Origin of the sequence: Francisella persica ATCC VR-331 (genome assembly GCF_001653955.1) — a bacterium.
GTDB classification, from domain to species: domain Bacteria; phylum Pseudomonadota; class Gammaproteobacteria; order Francisellales; family Francisellaceae; genus Francisella; species Francisella persica.
This window is the reverse complement of sequence record NZ_CP013022.1, coordinates 819,906-839,981: the sequence shown is the minus strand read 5'-3', so window position 1 is coordinate 839,981 and position 20,076 is coordinate 819,906. Positions and strand designations below refer to the sequence as shown.

The window sequence follows — 20,076 nt, the reverse complement described above, 5'->3', positions numbered from 1 at the left end:
AGTAATTATATTAGTTAAACTTTTTTAGAACAGTACCTTACTCCAACCTAATTTTTCTCTTAGAGTGTCATAATAGCTATAATCTTTTGTATGCAAGACTGTAACTTTCTTCCGCGCTTTCTGGATAGTTACTTTCTGATGAGATTTGAGGATAGTATCATGTCTACCATCAATACTCAAAACTGGTTCAGGGTCATTATATTCTGTTATATAAATATCAATAATACTTTCATCTGAGATAACTAAAGGCCTACTATTTAATGAATGTGAACATATTGGTACCAAAACTACACTATTTTGATTAGGATTTAAAATTGGTCCACCAGCTGACATTGCATGTGCTGTTGAACCAGTAGGTGTAGATACAATAAGTCCATCACCTTTTTGATCAAAAGCATACCGACCATCGATAAACACTTTCAGGCCAAACATCAAACCTCTGCTAGCTGTTATTGCTATTTCATTTAAGGCGATAGATGCCTCTAATGGTGCGCGTAAATTATTATCAACACGGCACTTTAGCATACTTATCTTTGTCACTGAGCTATCACCCTTTAATATTGCATAAAGGTCATTTTTTAATGTATTATCATTTGCAGCAAGGGTTGTCAAAAAACCTAGTTTGCCTTTATTTATACCTATAATTGGAATATTACTATACAAAGCTAAAACTCTAGATGCTTTAAGAAAATTACCATCTCCACCAACCACTATTGCAACATCACACCTTAACGCAATCTCTTTTAGGCTTGCAGTGGCAATATTTACAAGTGAAGTATCAGCTGCTGTATCATTTTCTATAGTTATTTCTAAGTTTTGTTGCTGTAAAAAAACATATAAGATTTCAATCATTTGACTTACTTCTTTTTTATAATGCTTACCAATAATTGCAACCTTATTATATTTGAAAACCATCTTTTATATACTTTAAAACAAACTTGAATTGTATTATAGCAAAAAGACTTGTTAGCATAATAATCGTTTGACTTATATTTACAAACAAAAATAAATTATAGTTTTATTAAACAAATAAAGTTGCCCAACGCTACTGATACATTTAAAATAACTAACAAAATAGTTATAAGTACATTAATTCTATGGATAATAAAGATAAGCTAACAAGTATAATAATACCCGTAAAAGATGAATCAGAAGGCATAGAACATTTGTTTACTAGACTTATGCCAATCCTTGAAAAACTTCCAACCAAGTACGAACTTGTATTTGTAAACGATGGTAGTAATGATAATACTCTTGAACTACTTTTAGAAAAACAAAAAAACATTCCTGAGATTGCTGTAGTTGATTTATCACGCAATTTTGGTAAAGAAGCAGCCTTGTTTGCTGGTTTTGCAAACTGTAAAGGTGATGCTGCAATATCAATAGATGCTGATCTACAGGATCCACCAGAGCTTATTTTAGAAATGGTACATCATTGGTTAGATGGCTATGAGGTTGTAACCGCTGTTAGAGAAAATCGTGATACAGATACTTCAACTAAAAAACACACTGCTGGGCTTTTTTATAGAGTTATGAATAGAATTAGTGACACTAAACTAACTCCTAATGCTGGTGACTATAGATTGTTAAATAGAGCTGCTGTTAATGCTTTTTTAGAACTCAAAGAGAAAATACGCTTTAATAAAGGGCTACTTACTTGGATAGGTTTTAAAGAAAAAATAGTTTACCACGCCAGAGAAGAAAGAGCTGCTGGGCAAACTAAATGGAATTATTGGAAGCTCTTTAAGTTTTCTATAGATGGCATCACTAGTTTTAGTCGTGCTCCTCTAGAGATATGGTCATATATTGGTGTTTTTGTCGCACTTATAAGCTTTATCTATGGTTCTATAATAGTTCTAAAATCATTATTATTCGGTGCTGATGTTCCAGGTTACCCATCATTAGTGACCTTTATATTATTCTTTAGTGGTTTACAAATGATAGGTATTGGGATGCTAGGTAGTTATATAGGAAGAATATTTATCGAAACAAAGCACAGACCACTATATATTATTCGTCAAGTACATAGAGTAAAAGATAAATAAGAGCTCTAAACTAAGCTTTCAATCTAATACCTTTCTCAAGTAAATACCAACATAGATAGTATAATAAAAATGTGAAAATAACTATTGCTGAAAATGCAAAATATGGATTAACTGTAGAGACACCTATAAAACCATATCTCACGAAATCAACTATATAAAATAATGGATTACAAGATGATAAAAAATGCCAAAAGCTAGTTAAATTATTTATATTATAAAATACTCCGCCTAAATAGATAAGTGGTGTAAGTATAAATGTAGGAAATATTGTAGTATCATCAAACTTTTGTGAAAATATCGCATTTATCAAGCCACCTAGAGAAAATAAAGCACCACAAAATATAAAGCCAGATAAAACCAAAGTTACGTTGTGTATAGTAGTAAAGCCACCTAATAGAAATGCTACTATACTAACAAACATTCCAACAATAAAACCTCTAAATATACCACCAGAAATATATCCTAGCACTATTACATGATTACTAACAGGTGACACTAACAATTCTTCTATAGCTTTACTAAAACGAATACCAAAGAAAGAGCTAACAACATTACCATATGAGTTTTGAATTACTGCCATAATTATAAGGCCTGGAGTAATAAAATGCATATAAGTAACCCCATCTCCCATACTACCTATACGCGACCCGACAACCTTACCAAAAATCAAAAAATATAAAACTATTGTTACCACCGAAGGAAGTAAAGTTTGTGGCCATATTCTAAAGACCCTTTTACACTCACGATTAAAAATCGTTATGTATGTTATCCAATAATCTCTTAAATTCATAAATTTACCTATTTATTTCTTGCTAATTCAATAAATAACTTCTCTAACTTAGCTGATTTTGTACGCACATATAAAACATCTAAATCATACTTGCTAGTTAGTTCAGCAAATATTTGATTAAGTACTACTCCTTTTGAAACTTCAACCTCGATTGTATAATCATCAACACGCTTAACCTCACCTAAGTCTAGTTTTATCTCTTGCTGACATTTATCTTTAAGGTCAAAGATATAAGTATACTTATCTGCTGATTTTAAGAAAGTCCTCATATCTGTATTAACACATAACTTACCCTTGTTAATAAGCGCGACATGTTTACACATCGATTCAGCCTCTTCTAGATAGTGAGTTGTCAAAATTATTGTCAAACCTTCTCTATGAAATTCTGAAATCATCTCCCACAATGAATTTCTAAGCTCAACATCAACTCCTGCAGTTGGCTCATCTAAGATTAATAGCTTTGGTTTGTGAATTAGCGCACGCACCACCATTAACCTTCTTTTCATCCCTCCAGATAGGAATCTTACTTGGGTATTATGCTTATCATAAAGATCAACTTTTTTAATAACTCTTCAGCATACACAATTGCTTCTTTTTTAGCAATCCCAAAAAATCCTGCTTGGGTAATGAGTACATCTATTGGTTTTTCAAAGATATTAAGGTTTATTTCTTGAGTCATTACACCTAGGTACTTCCTAGCTTGGATATAATTAGTATCTATATCGTGACCAAAAATCTTGATTTGACCAGATGTTTTATTTACAAGTGAGGATATCATTCCTAGGGTTGTCGACTTACCAGCACCATTTGGTCCCAAAAGTGCAAAAAAATCACCTTTTTTGACTTCAAAACTGATATCATCAACAGCCTTAAAACCATCTTTATAAATTTTGGTAAGATTTTTTATTTCTAATGCTTTTTGATTATCCATAGCAATTAACATATGTTATAAATATATTGACACATTATAACATTACTAGATAATCATTAACATTAAGATTTATTTAAATAATTTGAGCACAAAATGCAACTATACAAAATATATAATTTTGATTATAAGCAAAATGCTTGGCACCAACAACAATTATAAATATTGATCTAACTAATTTTGAACCCTTTAAAATAACCATTCTTGAGCCAGTGATACCACCAAAGAAACTTTCTAATACCATTAAAAGTCCAAAAGCGATATTAACCTATCCTAACGCAAAAACAGTCAGAGCAAAAACATTATTTTTCAAATTAAGCCTTATTAGCATAACCTGAAGCTCGCAAAAATATATAGCCAATAAAATATACAATTGCAATAATCCAGAAATTACCCGTACCAGGTCCAAAAAAACCATAATAAGCACCTAAAACAAAACCAAATAGAGTAAAAATACTTCTTACATTCTTTTTTTTTGCCCTAAGCCACTCCAAGATTTTTGTTAACTATACTAAAAATAAAAACAATAATTAGCAATATCAGCACAATATTATTAATAAAATCATTGTTTATCAGTAAAGTCAGCAGTGCCCCACAATAAGCACCTATAAAACTTACCACCAAACCTCTTATTACTGTTTTGATATCAATAAGACCACTTTTATAGTATTTAAGAACTGCCATACCTGTACCAATGCTAGCTTGAAACTTATTTGTTCCTAAGACAGTAACAATTGGTAAATATGTCAAACTTAATGCTGTAATACTAATTAAACCTCCACCACCTGATATGGTATCGATAAAACTTGCCAAAAAGTCAATTGATATAATAAAGATACATAAGATATAAAAATGATCCGCAAAGAAATGTTGCATCATAATCTCCCAAAATAACAGTAAACTAGATAGTATGATTAGTTATAAAAGTAACTCAATGCCTTGTGTTTTTAGCAATAAATAAATGTTGTTCTTGTTTGAAATTATAGTGCTCATCTTCTAGTTTAAGTTGCGCTTGACCTCTTAATACCACAACCCATTCATCATGATCTTGTAATATATGGCTGGTCGACTGGAGTTACTTGCACATAGGAAATTATTTTTTCAATATAGATCACCACTTTAAAGTAAATCAGCAAATACTTCTTGATTAGATTTAGGTTCTAAATATATAGATACTAATGCTAGTTTGTTTAGTTATACTCAGATACTTATATGGTTTACCATCACTATGCTAACAATCATCAGTAATATTAATAAGAATACTGAAAAAACTGCTAGCAACTCAACTATGTATTAGCACAAAATCTGTTTGATACTTAAGAGCCTAATCTTAAAATTTGAAAATTTCACAAGTATTTTGATAAGTCTGTGTTGCTACTTGCTGGTAAGATATAGATTTTAAATCAGCCAAAAACTGTGCTACATATTTGACATATTCTGGATAGTTTGGTCTTCCACGCAACGGTACCGGTGTTAGATACGGAGCATCTGTCTCGATCAAGATTCTGTCTAGTGGTATTTTTTTTGCTGTTTCTTGAATAGCTTTAGCATTTTTGAAAGTCAAAATCCCTGAAAAAGATATATACATCCCCATATCTAGAGCTTTTTTTGCCATATCGTAGTCTTCCGTGAAACAATGCAAAATACCACCACATTTTTCGATACCTTCAGCTTTTAAAATAGTTAATGTATCTTGTTTTGCCGCCCGAGTATGTACAATTACAGGCTTATTTACTTGATTAGCTGCTTGGATATGTCTAGCAAATTTATTTATTTGTGCTTTTTTACTATCGCTAGCATTATAGTAATAATCTAAGCCTGTCTCGCCAATAGCAACACATTTTTGAGGTTGTGATCGTGCTATAATCTCATCAACACTTGGCTGATGTGTATCTAATTCGCTAGGATGCACCCCTACAGAAAAATAAACGTCACTATAATCTTCAGTTATTTTCTGTATATCCTCAATTTCATGCCATGCTACTGCTATTGAGAGAATTTTATCAATACCGACATTTTTTGCATTATTAATAACTTGCTCAAGAGTTATATCCTCAAGCTTTAGATAATTAAGGTGACAATGTGAATCTATTATCATAATTTATCAAATATATCATATTTAGAGTATTATAATTTTTTTTTAGTATAAAAACTATTTGCAAAGTTATTAGATAAATAGGATTTTTCTCTAATATTATCCATTCTCAAAGCTATCCATACTACAATTATAATCTAAACTACAGCACTAGTAGATACTATACAGAAATATGCCTGCTCAAATATTTGTAACCAATGATGATAGATTCCATAGTTATGAATATCATAAACTAATGTAAAAATAGTTAAATGCAAAAGCCGAAGAAGTCACATTGCCAGAATTGTTTATTGTATTAACACTATCTAATTTCTTATTATTAATTACTGAGTATATACCGCATTTCATGAGGTTTGATACATTCCTAATACAAAACAATATTCCATAGCAACGATACAAAAAGTTATATAACTATATAGTGAGTATCAAAAATTATAGATATTAATATCACTACTGTTTAATACAAATCTTATAACCATATATAAACTAGCTTTTTAGTAATACTTCAAAACTACAGACCAAGTAAAAAATATCCAATTATGATATAGTTAATCGACAAAAAAAGTTTGTCATAAAATAGACTATAAAGTCCTTATTTTAAAATATACTAAGATCGATTATTGGATTTTTTATTTTGTTGTAACTAAAAGCATATAAAGATATGAAAATTATTATAAGCATAGTTAAAACAAGTTTTGTTGTTATAGCCACATCTTTTATAAGTACTTCACTTAGTATAAAAAGTGTTTATATCGATAACCCAAGTAATCAACAAAATCAATTTTCTCTAAATTTAAATTATTTAATAAAATAACATAATATCATTTTTATTAAAATATCTAAGCTTAATCCTTAAATACTTTGATATTAAACTAACTACTCCTGTTTAAAATACAGACTACTAGAAAGATCATTCTAAGCATTTGATAAACTAAGCCATAAATATATGATAGATAAAACTAAATAAAATTGATATTAAAAGCATACTTAAGAATTTTACTCTACATGACTTATGAAATAACTCAGTACTATATTAAGAAATTTATGATCATTTAAAAACATTATCAAGCCGTATATAAATTAAATTTCGTTTTGCATGATAACTATATTGCTAATGTAAATACTATTATGTTACTATTTTACTTGCAATAGATTAAAATTTTAGATAAAGGAAATAGATTATATGGAACTTCAATTAGAAAATAAGCAAGAAATTATTGATCAGTTAAATAAAATTTTAGAACTCGAAATGTCTGGTGTTGTACGTTATACTCACTATTCTTTAATGATTATAGGCCATAATAGAATTCCTATAATTAGTTGGATGCAATCTCAAGCAAAGGAAAGTTTAACTCATGCAACAGCTGCTGGAGAAATGATAACTCATTTTGGCGCACACCCATCTCTTAAAATAGCAGACTTAACAGAGACTTATCAGCACAATATTAATGATATATTAATTGAAAGTCTAGAACATGAGAAAAAAGCTGTTTTAGCATACTATGAGCTTCTGAAGCTTGTAAATGGAAAATCAATAATATTAGAAGAATATGCTAAAAAATTAATAGTTGATGAAGAAACTCACATTGGCGAAGTAGAAAAAATGTTAAGAAAGCCTATATAAATATAAACTATTTTGTTATTATTTTTATCAACTTTAGAGATAGCCTATCATATTTGGTTCTGTATCACTGGCATTTTAAAATTGAAAAAAATGGTGCCGGAAGCCGGACTCGAACCGGCACTCTGTTGCCAGAACCGGATTTTGAATCCGGCGCGTCTACCAATTTCACCACTCCGGCAGTAAGTTATTTATAAATCTTCAGGCCAGTTATCAATTGCCGTACCCAAAAACAAGCCAAGCTCAGATAACTTGTCTTTGATTTCTGTTAATGATTTTTTACCAAAATTTGGCGCTTTAAGAAGCTCATTTTCTGTCTTCTGTACTAGCTCACCGATTAATCTAATATTTACTGCTTTCAAGCAGTTAGAAGACCTAGCCGTTAGATTTAATTCCTCGACATGTTTTAATAGTAAAGGATTTATATCTTTAGTAGGATCCTCTACAAAAATACCCTTATTAATCTCTTCAACATCTACGATATTTCTTAACTGATTTTGGATTTTAGTAGCTGCTAGCCTTAATGCTTCTTCACAGCTTAAATTACCATTAGTCTTAATATTAAGCTCAAGTTTATCAAGGTCTGTACGTCTACCGACACGAGCATCTTTAATCTCAAAATCACAAAAAGTAACTGGTGAGAAAGTCGCATCTAGAAGGAATTCACCGTCTTTAAAATTATCCTGTGCAGGTCTAAAGCCTACCCCTTTTTCAACCTTAGCTTTGATTTTTAGCTTTTTACCACCATTATAACTACAGATAAATACTTCTTCTGTTATAGTTAAACCTTCAGATAATTTTGCTTCCTCTGAGAAAATTTCTTCTTCTGAGCCTGATAATTCAAAAGTTATCGTACCTGAATCAACTCCATCTGCTAAAGTCACAGGAAGAGATTTGACATTTAGAATAATATCAGCAACTGTCTCATAACATGGAATAACATCTTCTAAAGAAGTAACTTTACCATCATTAATTTTTATACTAGTAACACATGCACCGGCAATAGAGTAAAGCATAGTTTGCTTAATAGCAAACCCAAGTGTATAACCCACTCCTCTTTCTAAGGCTTCAAAAGAAAACTTAGTAGCATTTTTAGCATATTCATCAATTTTAATATTAGTAGGATGTAGTAAATTTTCTAATGCCATAGCAATTTAAAACCTAGTTATATTATTATAAGTAAAACTTAACTCCGAGAATTATAACATACAAATGTAAAAAAATGTAAAAATTTAATAACTTAATTTTATAACTTCTTGATTTTGTCTATACTATCAAGCTTAGTTTTTATCTTTGCTTCAAACCCACTTACTGAAGGTTGATAAAAATTCTGTGTGATATTATCTGGCATATATTGTTGAATAACATATGAGTTTTGGTAGTTATGTGGGTAAAGGTAGTTACTATCCTTATAGTTTTTAAGATGCTGTGGCACTTCTATGTTACCTAAGCTTTTAACAAGCTGTTGAGCTTGTACTAATGCTTTATAACAAGCATTACTCTTTGGTGCTACTGCTAAATAAATAGCTGCTTGTGCTAATACTAAACTTCCCTCTGGTAAACCTAGCTTTTCATAGGCATTCCAAGCGTCTATAGCTACTCTTAGCGCTTGCAGATCGGCATTACCAATATCTTCAGAAGCAATACATAGCATTCTTCTAGCAATAACTAATGGATCAACACCATTATCTAACATCACACTTAACCAAAAAATAGCTGCATTAGGATCTGTTCCTCGCACAGATTTATGAAAAGCCGATAAATGCTCATAAAAATCCTTACCCTCACGATGAAAATATCGTGAAGCCTCACCTACTGCTTGATTAAAAAGCTCTTTAGTTAGATAAATTTCATCGTCTCTAGCGCTAATCAAAAACATTCTCTCAAGTAGATTTAAAATCTTACGGCAATCACCTTCACTATAATTATGGATAGCATTATATAAACTATCATCAATTTTGAATTTATGTTTCACTAGCACCTCATCTTGTGATAATGCTTTTTGGATAAGTTTTTGAGTAGCTGCTATGTTTAATCTTTTAAGGCGTAAAATAAATAGCCGCGAAACTAAAGCATCGTTTAAGTAATATGTTGGATTCTCTGTAGTAGCACCAATTAAAATAATTTTACCTGATTCAACATAAGGCAAAAGTAAATCTTGTTGTGATTTATTAAAGCGATGAATCTCATCTAGAAATAACACAAAACTATCTAAATATTGATTATCTGCTATTATTTTTTTAACATCTTTAACACCAGAATCAACCGCTGATAACTCAAAAAACTCTAGTTTTTTTGAGCTTGCAATAATTCTAGCCAAGCTTGTCTTACCAACTCCTGGTTTTCCAAACAGTACTAAAGAACAAATTCCATCACTAGCAAGTATTTTTGTTAAAATACCATCTTGTGATAATAAATGTTCTTGACCTACTATTTCATCAATAGTTTGAGGTCTTATTCTTGCTGCTAATGGGATGTATTTCATTTAAATCCTTTAGGTAATAAATTCTGCCTAAAACCTCCTCTACGATAAAGGAGTATTTCATCTTAACTATCTCTCACTAAGAGATACAGCAAGATAGTTTATTTAATCACAATCTTATATTTACTTTTAACAAGCTCGTAAAGCATACCCTCGCGCACAGCACCATTTGAAAGCTTCATTTGCGAAATGTTTAAACAGTCAAATATTGTATATAAAATAACAACACCACCAGCAAGGACACTTTCACGATCTTCTCTAAGACCTTCAAAACTGATATTTTCGACTTGACGCTTATCCATCATCATCGTTATCAGATTATTAAGAAACTCTCTAGTAATATTAGTGTCACCAGTAAGTTCTTGACAAATATTTGTAACAGAAATAATTGTTCCAGAAGAACCCAAAACAGTACTCCAGCCTATTCTCCTATATTTATATAGGATTGGTGCAATTATTTCTCTAGCTTTAGTTGCTGCTGCATGAAAATTAGCAAAATCAAGCTTTTCATTCGCAAAAAAGTCCTTCTGCATACCGACACAGCCTATATCTAAACTGCGCGCAATTAATATCTTATCACCTCTACCAACTACAAATTCTGTCGAGCCGCCACCAATATCTATAACTAATGTTTTTTGTTTAATATCATGATTATCTCTAGCTCCAACATAGACAAGCCTAGCTTCCTCCTGACCTGAAATAATCTTAATCTTAGTGCCAAGAGCTTTATCTAACTTCTTTTTAAAACCTTTTATTTTATTTTTTGATTTTCTAAGAGTATATGTCCCTACAGCACGGACATACTCAACTTTGTATTTTTTGATTTCTTGTGCAAAGAACTCAAGACATTCAATAGCTCTTTCTTGGGCATCCTTACTAATTGTTAGATTATTATTAAGACCAGCTCTTAGTTGCACTTTCTGCTTCTGCTTAGATAATGTAACAACCTCGCCATCAGGCTTGATTTCACTTATAAGCATATGAAAACTATTTGAACCTAAATCTATCGTTGCTACTATCTTTGACATATAAAACAAAAGCTCATTTCTTAACTACTCACCATTATAAAAAAATATCTGTAAAATAGCTAAATAAAATTTGTCTAAGAAGTTTTTTTGTTTATAATAACTAGCAATTAGTTTAACTTCTTATAAAATTATCTAATATTATACAGCAGTAGATTCTGCTTAATCAATTTTAAAATCAAAAAACTTAAAGGAAAGTCAAAGCATGTCAAAATGTATCGATATATCAGATAGTCAATTTGAGAATGAAGTAGTAAATAGTGATATCCCAGTGTTATTAGACTTTTGGGCACCATGGTGCGGTCCTTGCAAAATGCTTTCTCCAATACTTGACCAAGTTGCAGAGCACTACTATGACAAAATCAAAGTCTGCAAAATAAATATCGATGATAATGAAGAGACAGCAATGAAATTTGGTGTGCGTGGTGTACCTACACTTATGGTTTTCAAAGATGGTGAAAATAAAGAAACTAAAGTTGGTGTAATACAAAAGACTCAGTTAATCTCAATCGTAGACAAATATCTATAATTAATTATATCAACATATTGATTTTTTTAAAAAAAATAGAGAACCCAATGAACTTAAATGAATTAAAGTATAAATCTGTTAATGAGCTAATGGACATAGCTCAAAGTCTAGATCTTGAATCACTTCGCGCAAGAAAGCAAGAGTTGATCTTTTCAATCCTAAAATATCATGCTGATAAAGGCGAAGACATTTATGGTGAAGGTATTTTAGAAGTTCTCCAAGATGGCTATGGCTTTCTAAGATCTTCCGATAGCTCATACTTCGCATCTCCAGATGATATTTATGTTTCACCTGCTTTTATTAGAAAATTAAATCTGCGTACTGGTGATAGCATCGTAGGTAAAATTCGCCCTCCGCGTGAAAATGAGAAATACTTTGCTGTTAAGCACATCGATAGCGTTAACTTTGACTCGCCAGAATTAGCTAGAAAGAAAATTTTATTTGAGAATCTAACTCCAGAATATGCCAAAGAAAGACTAACTATGGAAATTGGTAACGGCTCAAATGAAGATATTACTGCTAGAGTTATAGATTTAGCTGCACCATTTGGTAAAGGTCAGCGTGGTTTGATTGTGGCACCACCTAAAACTGGTAAAACAATCATGATGCAAAATATTGCCACATCTATTGCCAAAAACCATCCAGAATGTAACCTAATCATGCTACTAATTGATGAACGTCCTGAGGAAGTTACTGAAATGCAACGCTCAGTACGCGGTGAAGTAGTAGCTAGCACCTTTGATGAACCAGCAGCACGCCATGTACAACTTGCTGAGATTGTAATTGAAAAAGCTAAAAGGCTTGTTGAGCACAAACAAGATGTTATAATCCTACTTGACTCTATCACAAGACTTGCTCGCGCATACAATACGGTATCACCTGCTTCTGGTCGTGTATTATCTGGTGGTGTTGAGGCAAACGCTTTACAAAAGCCAAAAAGATTCTTTGGTGCTGCGCGTAACACTGCTGAAGGTGGTAGCTTGACAATTATCGCTACTGCTCTTGTCGAGACCGGTTCAAAGATGGATGAAGTTATCTTTGAGGAATTCAAAGGTACAGGTAATATGGAACTTCATCTTGATCGTAAAATTGCTGAGCGTCGCGTCTTCCCTGCTATTAGCTTTGATAGATCTGGTACGCGTAGAGAAGAGTTACTTACTACCCCAGAAGTACTACAAAAACTTTGGGTGCTGCGTAAGATTCTTGGTGGTATGGAAGATGTCCAAGCTATGGAATTCTTAACAGAGAAGATGAAAGGATCATTAACCAATGAAGAATTCTTTGAAACTATGAAAAGAGGCGCTATCTAGCTTCTTTAAAATTCTCTGTTATATAATACTTCAATGTAGTTATTTATAGTTGCTATTACAAATAGCACCTAATTTAAACAATCTTCAATCCTACTACTAGGTTTTATCAGCAATTTCATTATTTTTTTAGAAAAAGTAATTTAAAAATACCATAACCGTTCAACTACTAATTACTTGCTTTTATATAGCTCCACCAACAAATTGTAACTAGTTATATATAAATTATCTATAATCATTACAGCTTATAGACTTTAAATATCATAAAGCAAGTGTAACTCTAGATAACTCCAAACAAAAACATTACAATTGGAACAAGTAAAAGATATACATCACTGTTATGGATTATCATGACATTATTTTTAGTGCCGTAAAAAAATAGCGAGCAATAGTTTTTTGTTTCTTTGCAATTTATTTATTGGACTCTTCTTTTATAAAAGATTATGGAATTTCTCTTGATGAGTAAACGATGGATTGATGTTGTTAATGTGCAAGATATAAAAGATAAACTTTTTTAGCTCAACACAATAATGAAATACATTAGTCTAAATGATAAAGATTATAGACCAGTATTTGAAATACCTTGAGTAATAGCTGAACAAGCTATTACCCCCTAAGACTTCTAAGAAGTTATATCAATTAAGACACCTAATGACTTTTAAAATTTATTTTTTATATTGTATTAGCTATCTACGCCATTGCTAAAAGTATTTATTCCGATTATCTAGCAGGACTTTTAGCCGCTTTATTTATTGATTCTATCACCAAGACTTTTTGCTGAATAAAGATATCGTTTTTATGGCCACAATTGCTGTACATATGTACACCACAATTTATTAGAAAAATGTAATTTAATAGCTATTAATACACTCTTTCGCATCCGCATATATAGCATTTATGTAAGAATAATGGAAGTCATAGTTATCTTTTCGACTATGCTAACAATTACTATTAACATATTCAAAAATGACCGTTCCTTAAGAACGTAAGTTTTTATAATCGGATACTTCATACTAACATAGCTATTAGTTACCGCCATGGTCACATCACTATGGTATTTCCCTATTCATTACTATGTGTTTTCAGATGACATGTCATACTTCACTAGATGGCAGTGTTACTCATTCTTTAACCGAAGTATGGTATAACAAAAGGATACCTTGGTATTACTCAATAACTTGATAACTATAACAACCCCAATAATGTATACTCTACTAATGATTATTTAAGTTAATACAACAAGCTAAGGAGTTTATAAAATAGATTTTTATGGCCAAATAAAATAGAGATACATAATTTAATTTATCTAGCATTACTTATCACTCTTATAGTTAGGATTATTGTTTTATCTTCAACACTATATAATGGCCGGAGACAATTATACTTTATTTAGCAAGCATTTGTTTTAATAGCTTTTAAAGGCTTTTATGTATTTATTTAACAACTTGAAACAAAAGTTAAGAAATTTACTATGTTACTATATATTGCAGTAATCTGTTCCTTTACTTAGAATGCTTATTGAGATAGCATTATCGCACCCTCTATCAAATGTATACTTCAATATATTAGCAGTATATTAGTAGGAAAGAATTGTAAAGAAAGATGTAACGTTGACTACTGAGGTTTATCAAGCCGCGCCTTGAAATAATATATTAAAACATCTATATTAATACATGACAATCACAGCAAAATTTCTATTGGTGCTTCAAGGCTTCTGGATAGATAATATTTCTACTTTTATGCTAAGTAATCCTGAGCAACAAAGAATAATAAGTAATATATCTACTTTCAGGTAAACCAGACTATATTTATTACGAATAATATTGATATATCGCCCACAAACAATTAAAAATGATAAAGATACACTAAGAGAATATAAATTAATTCATGAAATTAAAGTCCATGGAGAAGTAATTACTTGTAACTATTAACAAAATTAGATCTCTTCTTATTTAAGTAATTATTAATTAAATCTACACAACATTGATTAAGCTTCTTTGCACATTCTTCATTAGCCGCTTCTGTATAGCATCTTAATTCTGGAGCATTACCTGAAGGTCTTAGATGAACAATATCTTGATTTGCCAGAGTTACTCTCACACCGTCAGTAGTATCTATACTTTCTATACTGTTATTACCATCAAAATACTCTAATATAAACTTATTCAACAAGCCAGATTCACTAACTAGTATTGATTTCAAAATTTCTTGGTTTTTATCGGTTGTAAAATCATCTATCTTACTACTTGCCGTATATCGTGGTGGTAAGTCAAATAAAAGCTCTGATATTGTTTTATTAGAGTCAATAGACAACATAATTACAGCAAGAATAGGAATCACAGCATCTCTTGTTACCAATGCCTTTAACTCTTTTCCATCTCTAGATATATCACTAGCTAACATAAATCCACCATTTGCCTCATAGCCAACTACAGTATTTTGATTATTTGAAAGTAATTCATTCATTGCAGCAATAACGTATGGAGAACCTATTTTAGTTCTAATTACATTATTAAAATAGCCTATCTTTTCAGCCATAGTATTACTACTAACAGGTGTTGCGACAACATTAGCTTGTAAATATTTAGCTGTTAATACACCTAAAATATCACCTTTTAGCCAATTACCAGACTCATCACTCACTAGAGGTCTATCAGCATCACCATCAGTAGAAACTATACTATCAATTTTATACTCACTCGCCCACTGCTTTGCAAGCCTTACATCTTCTTGTCTAATTGCCTCAGTATCAACAGATACAAATTTTTCTGAGAATCCTAACAAGATAACCTTAGCACCTAATTTCTCAAGAATCTCTTTTACTATCTTACGCCCTACAGAAGAATGTTCATAGAGTCCTATAGCTTTACCTGTTAGGCAATTTTTAGGAAAAAAGTCTATGTATCGCTCCACATACTGAAAATGTGCTTGGTTACAAACTTTAGGAAGTTCTGTTTTTTGTAAGAACATATCATTTTTATCAAAAATACCTTCACCAAGTATAATAGCTTGACTGACTATCATTTCCTCATCCTCTTTGAGGACTTCACCATAAGGAGTATTAAATTTAATACCATTTCTATCTTCTGGAATATGACTACCTGTAACCATAACCGAAGGAATTTCATTAGATATACCATACAGCATCACCGCCGGCGATGGTATCTCACCACAATATACAGGTTCATAGTCACTATCTATAACTGCTTTAATAACCGCTTTTGTTATTCTAGGACTACTTTCACGCAAATCATGAGCAATTGCAACTTTAACACCTTTTGACATAGAGTATTTCTGCTCTAAAAACTGAATAAATGCCTTAGTATATAACCAACAAATCTTATCAGTCATAGCTACTACTAAACCTCTAACTCCGCTAGTACCAAACTTTACACCACTAGACGTAATAACATCCTTAATTACTACTTTTTCCATACAAATCTCCCAGATCAGTTTTGCATATCTACAAATTTATTTTTCCTTGTAGTAGTTTAATAGCCGGCCTTTAAATATTTCTAGTAGCTTAGTCACATATTTAGTTGAAATACACCAGTAATTAGCTTTAATTCCATTTGACTCAAGTGCTTTTATTGCCTCTTGGTTAATAATTTTTTTACTCTCTAAGCTACTCGTACTTAGACCACCTACTAACATCTTTATTATACATTTATCTAAATATATATACGAAAGTCTATTTACCAATAAAAATCTTACAAATATTTCATAGTCTGCAGCAATCTTAAAATCCAATCGGTATACACCATACTTATCATAGATATTTTTTTTGACAAAAAGTGTTGGATGTGGTGGCATAATACCAAACTTTAATTTATTTGGAGAGAATCTCTTAGCAGAATAATAACGAAGAATTCTATTATCTTTATTTACAAACATTAGATCAGCAAAAAGCATATCTTTATCATTGTACTTAAACTCATCTACAATAATATTTATAATATCAATATCACTATAGCAATCATCACTATTTAAAATTCCAATAATATCTCCAGTAGCTAAACTAATACCCTTATTCATAGCATCATATATGCCATTATCTCGTTCACTAATAATTTTTGATAGCTTAGAACCATACTTAGCTAAAAGATCTAAAGTACCATCATCACTACCACCATCTATTATAATATATTCAATATTTTGATAAGTTTGTGATAATACTGAATTTATAGTATTTTCAATAGTTTCCACAGAATTATAACAAACTGTAATTATTGACACTTTCAAACTATAAGCCTTCTAAAATCTTTTTATAAATCTCTAACTGCTTAGCTATTATATAATCATTCTGATATTGCTTTGCAGTATTTTTTGCATTTTCACTCATCTGCTTATAATTACTATAATAATATGATTTTTCTATAGTTTTTTGTAAATCTTGTTTAGTAGTTAAAAAACCATTTTGTTCATTTTTGATGAAATCTTTGCGTGTGCCTATATCAAAACCAATAACAGGAACACCTAAACTCATAGCCTCTATTATTGTTAAACCAAATGTTTCATATAACAGAGCTGGTTGGATCAAATATTTTGATTGGAATATAAGTAATAAAGTCTCTTCTCTCGAACACTTTCCCTTAAAAATGATATTTTTTGATGAGTATTTACTAATTATCTTATCACTATCAAGACTATCACCTACGACTATTAGTACAAACTTATCATCTAAAGAACTCCAAGTATCTAAAAGCTCAAATATACCCTTAGACTCTTCAAGTCTACCAACATAAATATAATTTTGCTTTTCTCTTGAAATATGCTGTTGAGTAATCAAAGGCATACTATTAGGTTTTAAAATAATTTTTTCAGCCGGAATTCCAAGTTCTTTAACTTTTTGATTTTGAAAATCAGTCAATACAAAAAAGTAATCAATATTTTTAAACATTTTCAAAAACTTATAAAAACTAAATGCCAACTGAGCTACAAAGCTTTGTAACGTAGACTTTCTATAGCATTTATTTTTTATACCGAAAAAAGGCAATTTATTTTTAGTACATAACTCACATATGCCATAACTATCTCTATAAAATATCCCAGATATACACCATAATCTATAGTTATGGAGTGTATGCACCACTTTAGCTCCGGCTATCTTTGCAGCCTTAAAAATACTTGGTGTCAACAAGGGGAAAAAATTATGTACGTGAACTATATCAATACTATTATCTTTGACTATTTTTTTAATATTCTTATAATGCTTACACGAAAACCATATCCACAATAATAGACTAAACTTGCTAATATTATCATTAGAAGCTTCATAAGCTAAAACATTATCTTTGCCACGAAGATTTTGTAGAGACTTTAACTCATTTTCATAGACTATATCTTCACCGCCAATATTATTCGATTGATATCTATTATGAACAATCAAAATTTTCATAAATAAGCCTCAATTTGCTGAACATCTTTTGCATTTATAGAGAACTTTTCAACTCCCGAAATAAGCTCATAATATTTATTTGAATCAATTTTTTGTATTACTGAAGTTAACTCGTCCACATTCTCTGGGTCTATCCAATATCCATTTATACCATTATTAATAATATCTCTAGCACCACAATTTTGACTTATGATCACAGGTAAACCAAAATAAAGTGCTTCTTCAACTACTAATCCCCATGGCTCGACTAGACTAGGCAAAATAAAAACATCGTGACTAATAAATTCTTCTTTAAGTTTTTTATTCTCAATAGCAGGCTTGATTATAATATTCTTATTAGAAATTTTTTGTAAATATTCTTTTTGCTCACCTACACCAATTATAGTTAGGCTAAGGTCTTCTAAACGATTAAATACTTGGACTAATCTTTCTAAGTTTTTAATTACAGACAATCTTCCCACATAAAGAATTTTTTTATTATACACTTTAGCCTCTTTATTAAAACTCGGCTTATTAATAATACCAACTCCTTTAGTAATTTTGATATCTCCGCTATATCCAAGCTTCATTAGCAATTGTCGATGAAGTGTTCCTGAAGCAAAAACTGTGGAGATTCTTGATAAAAATATTTTTTTTATTATACCTTGCAGACCTGTTGTCTTACTTTCATTAATAGTTGACTCAAGAGCCAAACAATTTTTACTCTTGCGATTCGCAAAAATAAGATACCAAAATTCACGTAAATCCCAGCCACTTATTAATACTTTTTTATATTTTAGGCTTTTAAAAATATTCTTTAAACATCTGATATTTGCTGAAGAACTTCTCTCCTGTAGGTTACCAGAGTACAGAACTTTATACTCAAAACAGGCATTATCTAAACCAACAAAATCATTGGCCCTTTTTTCATTAGTATTTGCAGCTAAAAAAATAATAAAGATATTTAGTTTCTTTGCCAATTGATTATACAAGTTAACTTTATAAAAAGCTGGAATGTGAGTAACTATGACATAATCATACATAATATTCTATGCTGCCTTTTATCAAACTTAGACTTATAAATAATATAATATAGCAATACAAGCCTTTAGTAACCCTTAAAGTATCTTCTTAACTTAACTAATATAGAAATGATGTAACTTTTTATTACGGGGATATATGAAAGACCATAAGATTTATTTATTTGAATCTTTTCTTTTAGAATTTTATTTAAGCTTTTATATGAAATACCATCAAGGTCATATTTAGAAATAGTAATATCTAAATATTTAGATTTTCTACCAAGCTTAAAATATTGCATTGTAAAATCTTGATCACCACATATTCTATATTTAAGATTGTACTTTATTGAGCTACTTAATTTATAAAAAGTTGACTGATGACATAACATCATCCCCTGTGCCATATCTTTTAAATCTAAATTAGGCTTATATGTTAAGATTTTGTGTCCAATATAAGTATTGCCATAAACGACACTTATATTTTGATTGAATTCTTGACTAAAGACATCTTGTAAAACATCATTAGAATAAAAGCTATCCCCAGCATTCATAAAGTTTAGCCATTGACCTTTAGCTAAAGCTATACCTTTATTCATAGCGTCATAAATACCTTTGTCTGACTCACTTATATACTGACTAATATGATTTTGATATTTTTTGATAACATCTAAAGTACCATCTATAGAACCACCATCGATAATAATATATTCAATATTTTGATATGATTGGTTTAATATACTTAGAATAGTCTCTTCTAAAAGTTCTTTGGCATTATATACAACAGTTACAATCGTTACTAATGGATAATTAGCTTTTTTATTTTGAGTTTGAGAATTTGACAAAAATAACTCCTAA

Annotated in this window: 15 protein-coding genes, 1 tRNA gene and 3 pseudogenes; 4 read left to right on the top strand and 15 right to left on the bottom strand. The window is 30.5% G+C overall.

Annotated features, from left to right (window positions below; genetic code table 11):
* Positions 1-24 precede the first annotated feature (24 nt).
* A complete protein-coding gene (locus tag FSC845_RS03825) occupies positions 25-915 on the bottom strand; it encodes an NAD(+)/NADH kinase (RefSeq protein ID WP_064460804.1) in 891 nt (296 codons plus the stop codon).
* Between the two features lie 182 nt (positions 916-1,097).
* On the opposite strand from FSC845_RS03825, the gene FSC845_RS03820 reads away from it, so the two are divergent.
* Positions 1,098-2,045, top strand: a complete 948-nt coding sequence (locus FSC845_RS03820; protein ID WP_064460803.1) for a glycosyltransferase family 2 protein — start codon at positions 1,098-1,100, stop codon at positions 2,043-2,045.
* Between the two features lie 10 nt (positions 2,046-2,055).
* On the opposite strand, the gene FSC845_RS03815 is transcribed toward FSC845_RS03820, so the two are convergent.
* From FSC845_RS03815 to FSC845_RS03800, 5 genes and pseudogenes are all read right to left on the bottom strand, one after another.
* A complete protein-coding gene (locus FSC845_RS03815; RefSeq protein ID WP_064460802.1) occupies positions 2,056-2,835 on the bottom strand; it encodes an ABC transporter permease in 780 nt (259 codons plus the stop codon).
* 8 nt (positions 2,836-2,843) lie between these two features.
* A pseudogene (locus FSC845_RS03810) lies at positions 2,844-3,766 on the bottom strand (ABC transporter ATP-binding protein).
* A 99-nt stretch (positions 3,767-3,865) separates the two neighbouring features.
* A pseudogene (locus tag FSC845_RS03805) lies at positions 3,866-4,639 on the bottom strand (TSUP family transporter).
* 55 nt (positions 4,640-4,694) lie between these two features.
* Positions 4,695-4,961, bottom strand: a pseudogene (locus FSC845_RS09635) (cupin domain-containing protein).
* 132 nt (positions 4,962-5,093) lie between these two features.
* Positions 5,094-5,861 (bottom strand): TatD family hydrolase, encoded by a 768-nt coding sequence (locus tag FSC845_RS03800; RefSeq protein ID WP_064460801.1) that lies wholly within the window; start codon positions 5,859-5,861, stop codon positions 5,094-5,096.
* A gap of 1,180 nt (positions 5,862-7,041) precedes the next feature.
* Between FSC845_RS03800 and FSC845_RS03795 the strand changes: the two genes are divergently transcribed.
* Positions 7,042-7,482, top strand: coding sequence for a ferritin-like domain-containing protein (locus FSC845_RS03795; RefSeq protein WP_064460800.1), 441 nt, complete (start codon positions 7,042-7,044; stop codon positions 7,480-7,482).
* Positions 7,483-7,573: 91 nt separating this feature from the next.
* Here FSC845_RS03795 and FSC845_RS03790 read toward each other — a convergent pair.
* The 4 genes from FSC845_RS03790 to FSC845_RS03775 form a co-directional block, all read right to left on the bottom strand.
* A tRNA-Leu gene (locus FSC845_RS03790) sits at positions 7,574-7,660 on the bottom strand.
* Positions 7,661-7,670: 10 nt separating this feature from the next.
* Complete coding sequence (locus tag FSC845_RS03785) at positions 7,671-8,627, bottom strand: DNA-directed RNA polymerase subunit alpha (protein WP_064460799.1); 957 nt, start codon at positions 8,625-8,627, stop codon at positions 7,671-7,673.
* A gap of 98 nt (positions 8,628-8,725) precedes the next feature.
* Complete coding sequence (locus FSC845_RS03780; RefSeq protein ID WP_064460798.1) at positions 8,726-9,964, bottom strand: AAA family ATPase; 1,239 nt, start codon at positions 9,962-9,964, stop codon at positions 8,726-8,728.
* A 98-nt stretch (positions 9,965-10,062) separates the two neighbouring features.
* Positions 10,063-10,989, bottom strand: a complete 927-nt coding sequence (locus FSC845_RS03775; RefSeq protein ID WP_064460797.1) for a Ppx/GppA phosphatase family protein — start codon at positions 10,987-10,989, stop codon at positions 10,063-10,065.
* Positions 10,990-11,191: 202 nt separating this feature from the next.
* Here FSC845_RS03775 and trxA point away from each other — a divergent pair, with 202 nt between their 5' ends.
* The gene (trxA, locus tag FSC845_RS03770; protein ID WP_064460796.1) at positions 11,192-11,515 is read left to right on the top strand and encodes a thioredoxin; all 324 of its coding nucleotides are present in this window, start codon (positions 11,192-11,194) and stop codon (positions 11,513-11,515) included.
* Between the two features lie 47 nt (positions 11,516-11,562).
* Positions 11,563-12,825 (top strand): transcription termination factor Rho, encoded by a 1,263-nt coding sequence (rho, locus tag FSC845_RS03765; RefSeq protein ID WP_064460795.1) that lies wholly within the window; start codon positions 11,563-11,565, stop codon positions 12,823-12,825.
* A 1,911-nt stretch (positions 12,826-14,736) separates the two neighbouring features.
* On the opposite strand, the gene FSC845_RS03760 is transcribed toward rho, so the two are convergent.
* The 5 genes from FSC845_RS03760 to FSC845_RS03740 form a co-directional block, all read right to left on the bottom strand.
* Positions 14,737-16,257 (bottom strand): phosphomannomutase, encoded by a 1,521-nt coding sequence (locus FSC845_RS03760; RefSeq protein WP_064460794.1) that lies wholly within the window; start codon positions 16,255-16,257, stop codon positions 14,737-14,739.
* Between the two features lie 36 nt (positions 16,258-16,293).
* Positions 16,294-17,058 carry a glycosyltransferase family 2 protein gene (locus FSC845_RS03755; RefSeq protein ID WP_227806647.1) on the bottom strand — a complete coding sequence of 255 codons (765 nt, stop codon included), beginning with the start codon at positions 17,056-17,058 and terminating at the stop codon, positions 16,294-16,296.
* A gap of 7 nt (positions 17,059-17,065) precedes the next feature.
* Positions 17,066-18,220 carry a glycosyltransferase family 4 protein gene (locus FSC845_RS03750; RefSeq protein ID WP_064460792.1) on the bottom strand — a complete coding sequence of 385 codons (1,155 nt, stop codon included), beginning with the start codon at positions 18,218-18,220 and terminating at the stop codon, positions 17,066-17,068.
* Positions 18,217-19,242 (bottom strand): glycosyltransferase, encoded by a 1,026-nt coding sequence (locus FSC845_RS03745; protein ID WP_064460791.1) that lies wholly within the window; start codon positions 19,240-19,242, stop codon positions 18,217-18,219. The genes FSC845_RS03750 and FSC845_RS03745 overlap by 4 nt, the downstream gene beginning before the upstream one ends.
* Before the next feature lie 65 nt (positions 19,243-19,307).
* Entirely contained in the window at positions 19,308-20,063 is a 756-nt protein-coding gene (locus FSC845_RS03740) for a glycosyltransferase family 2 protein (RefSeq protein WP_064460790.1), read from the bottom strand.
* Positions 20,064-20,076: the final 13 nt, after the last annotated feature.

Excerpts from the sequence above, each read along its gene's own strand:
- FSC845_RS03815 (WP_064460802.1), bottom strand. The coding sequence starts at position 2,835 with ATGAATTTAAGAGATTATTGGATAACATACATAACGATTTTTAATCGT.
- FSC845_RS03780 (WP_064460798.1), bottom strand. The coding sequence starts at position 9,964 with ATGAAATACATCCCATTAGCAGCAAGAATAAGACCTCAAACTATTGAT.
- FSC845_RS03750 (WP_064460792.1), bottom strand. The coding sequence starts at position 18,220 with ATGAAAATTTTGATTGTTCATAATAGATATCAATCGAATAATATTGGC.
- FSC845_RS03820 (WP_064460803.1), top strand. The coding sequence starts at position 1,098 with ATGGATAATAAAGATAAGCTAACAAGTATAATAATACCCGTAAAAGAT.
- rho (WP_064460795.1), top strand. The coding sequence starts at position 11,563 with ATGAACTTAAATGAATTAAAGTATAAATCTGTTAATGAGCTAATGGAC.
- FSC845_RS03745 (WP_064460791.1), bottom strand. The coding sequence starts at position 19,242 with ATGTATGATTATGTCATAGTTACTCACATTCCAGCTTTTTATAAAGTT.
- FSC845_RS03775 (WP_064460797.1), bottom strand. The coding sequence starts at position 10,989 with ATGTCAAAGATAGTAGCAACGATAGATTTAGGTTCAAATAGTTTTCAT.
- trxA (WP_064460796.1), top strand. The coding sequence starts at position 11,192 with ATGTCAAAATGTATCGATATATCAGATAGTCAATTTGAGAATGAAGTA.
- FSC845_RS03760 (WP_064460794.1), bottom strand. The coding sequence starts at position 16,257 with ATGGAAAAAGTAGTAATTAAGGATGTTATTACGTCTAGTGGTGTAAAG.
- FSC845_RS03825 (WP_064460804.1), bottom strand. The coding sequence starts at position 915 with ATGGTTTTCAAATATAATAAGGTTGCAATTATTGGTAAGCATTATAAA.
- FSC845_RS03795 (WP_064460800.1), top strand. The coding sequence starts at position 7,042 with ATGGAACTTCAATTAGAAAATAAGCAAGAAATTATTGATCAGTTAAAT.
- FSC845_RS03800 (WP_064460801.1), bottom strand. The coding sequence starts at position 5,861 with ATGATAATAGATTCACATTGTCACCTTAATTATCTAAAGCTTGAGGAT.
- FSC845_RS03785 (WP_064460799.1), bottom strand. The coding sequence starts at position 8,627 with ATGGCATTAGAAAATTTACTACATCCTACTAATATTAAAATTGATGAA.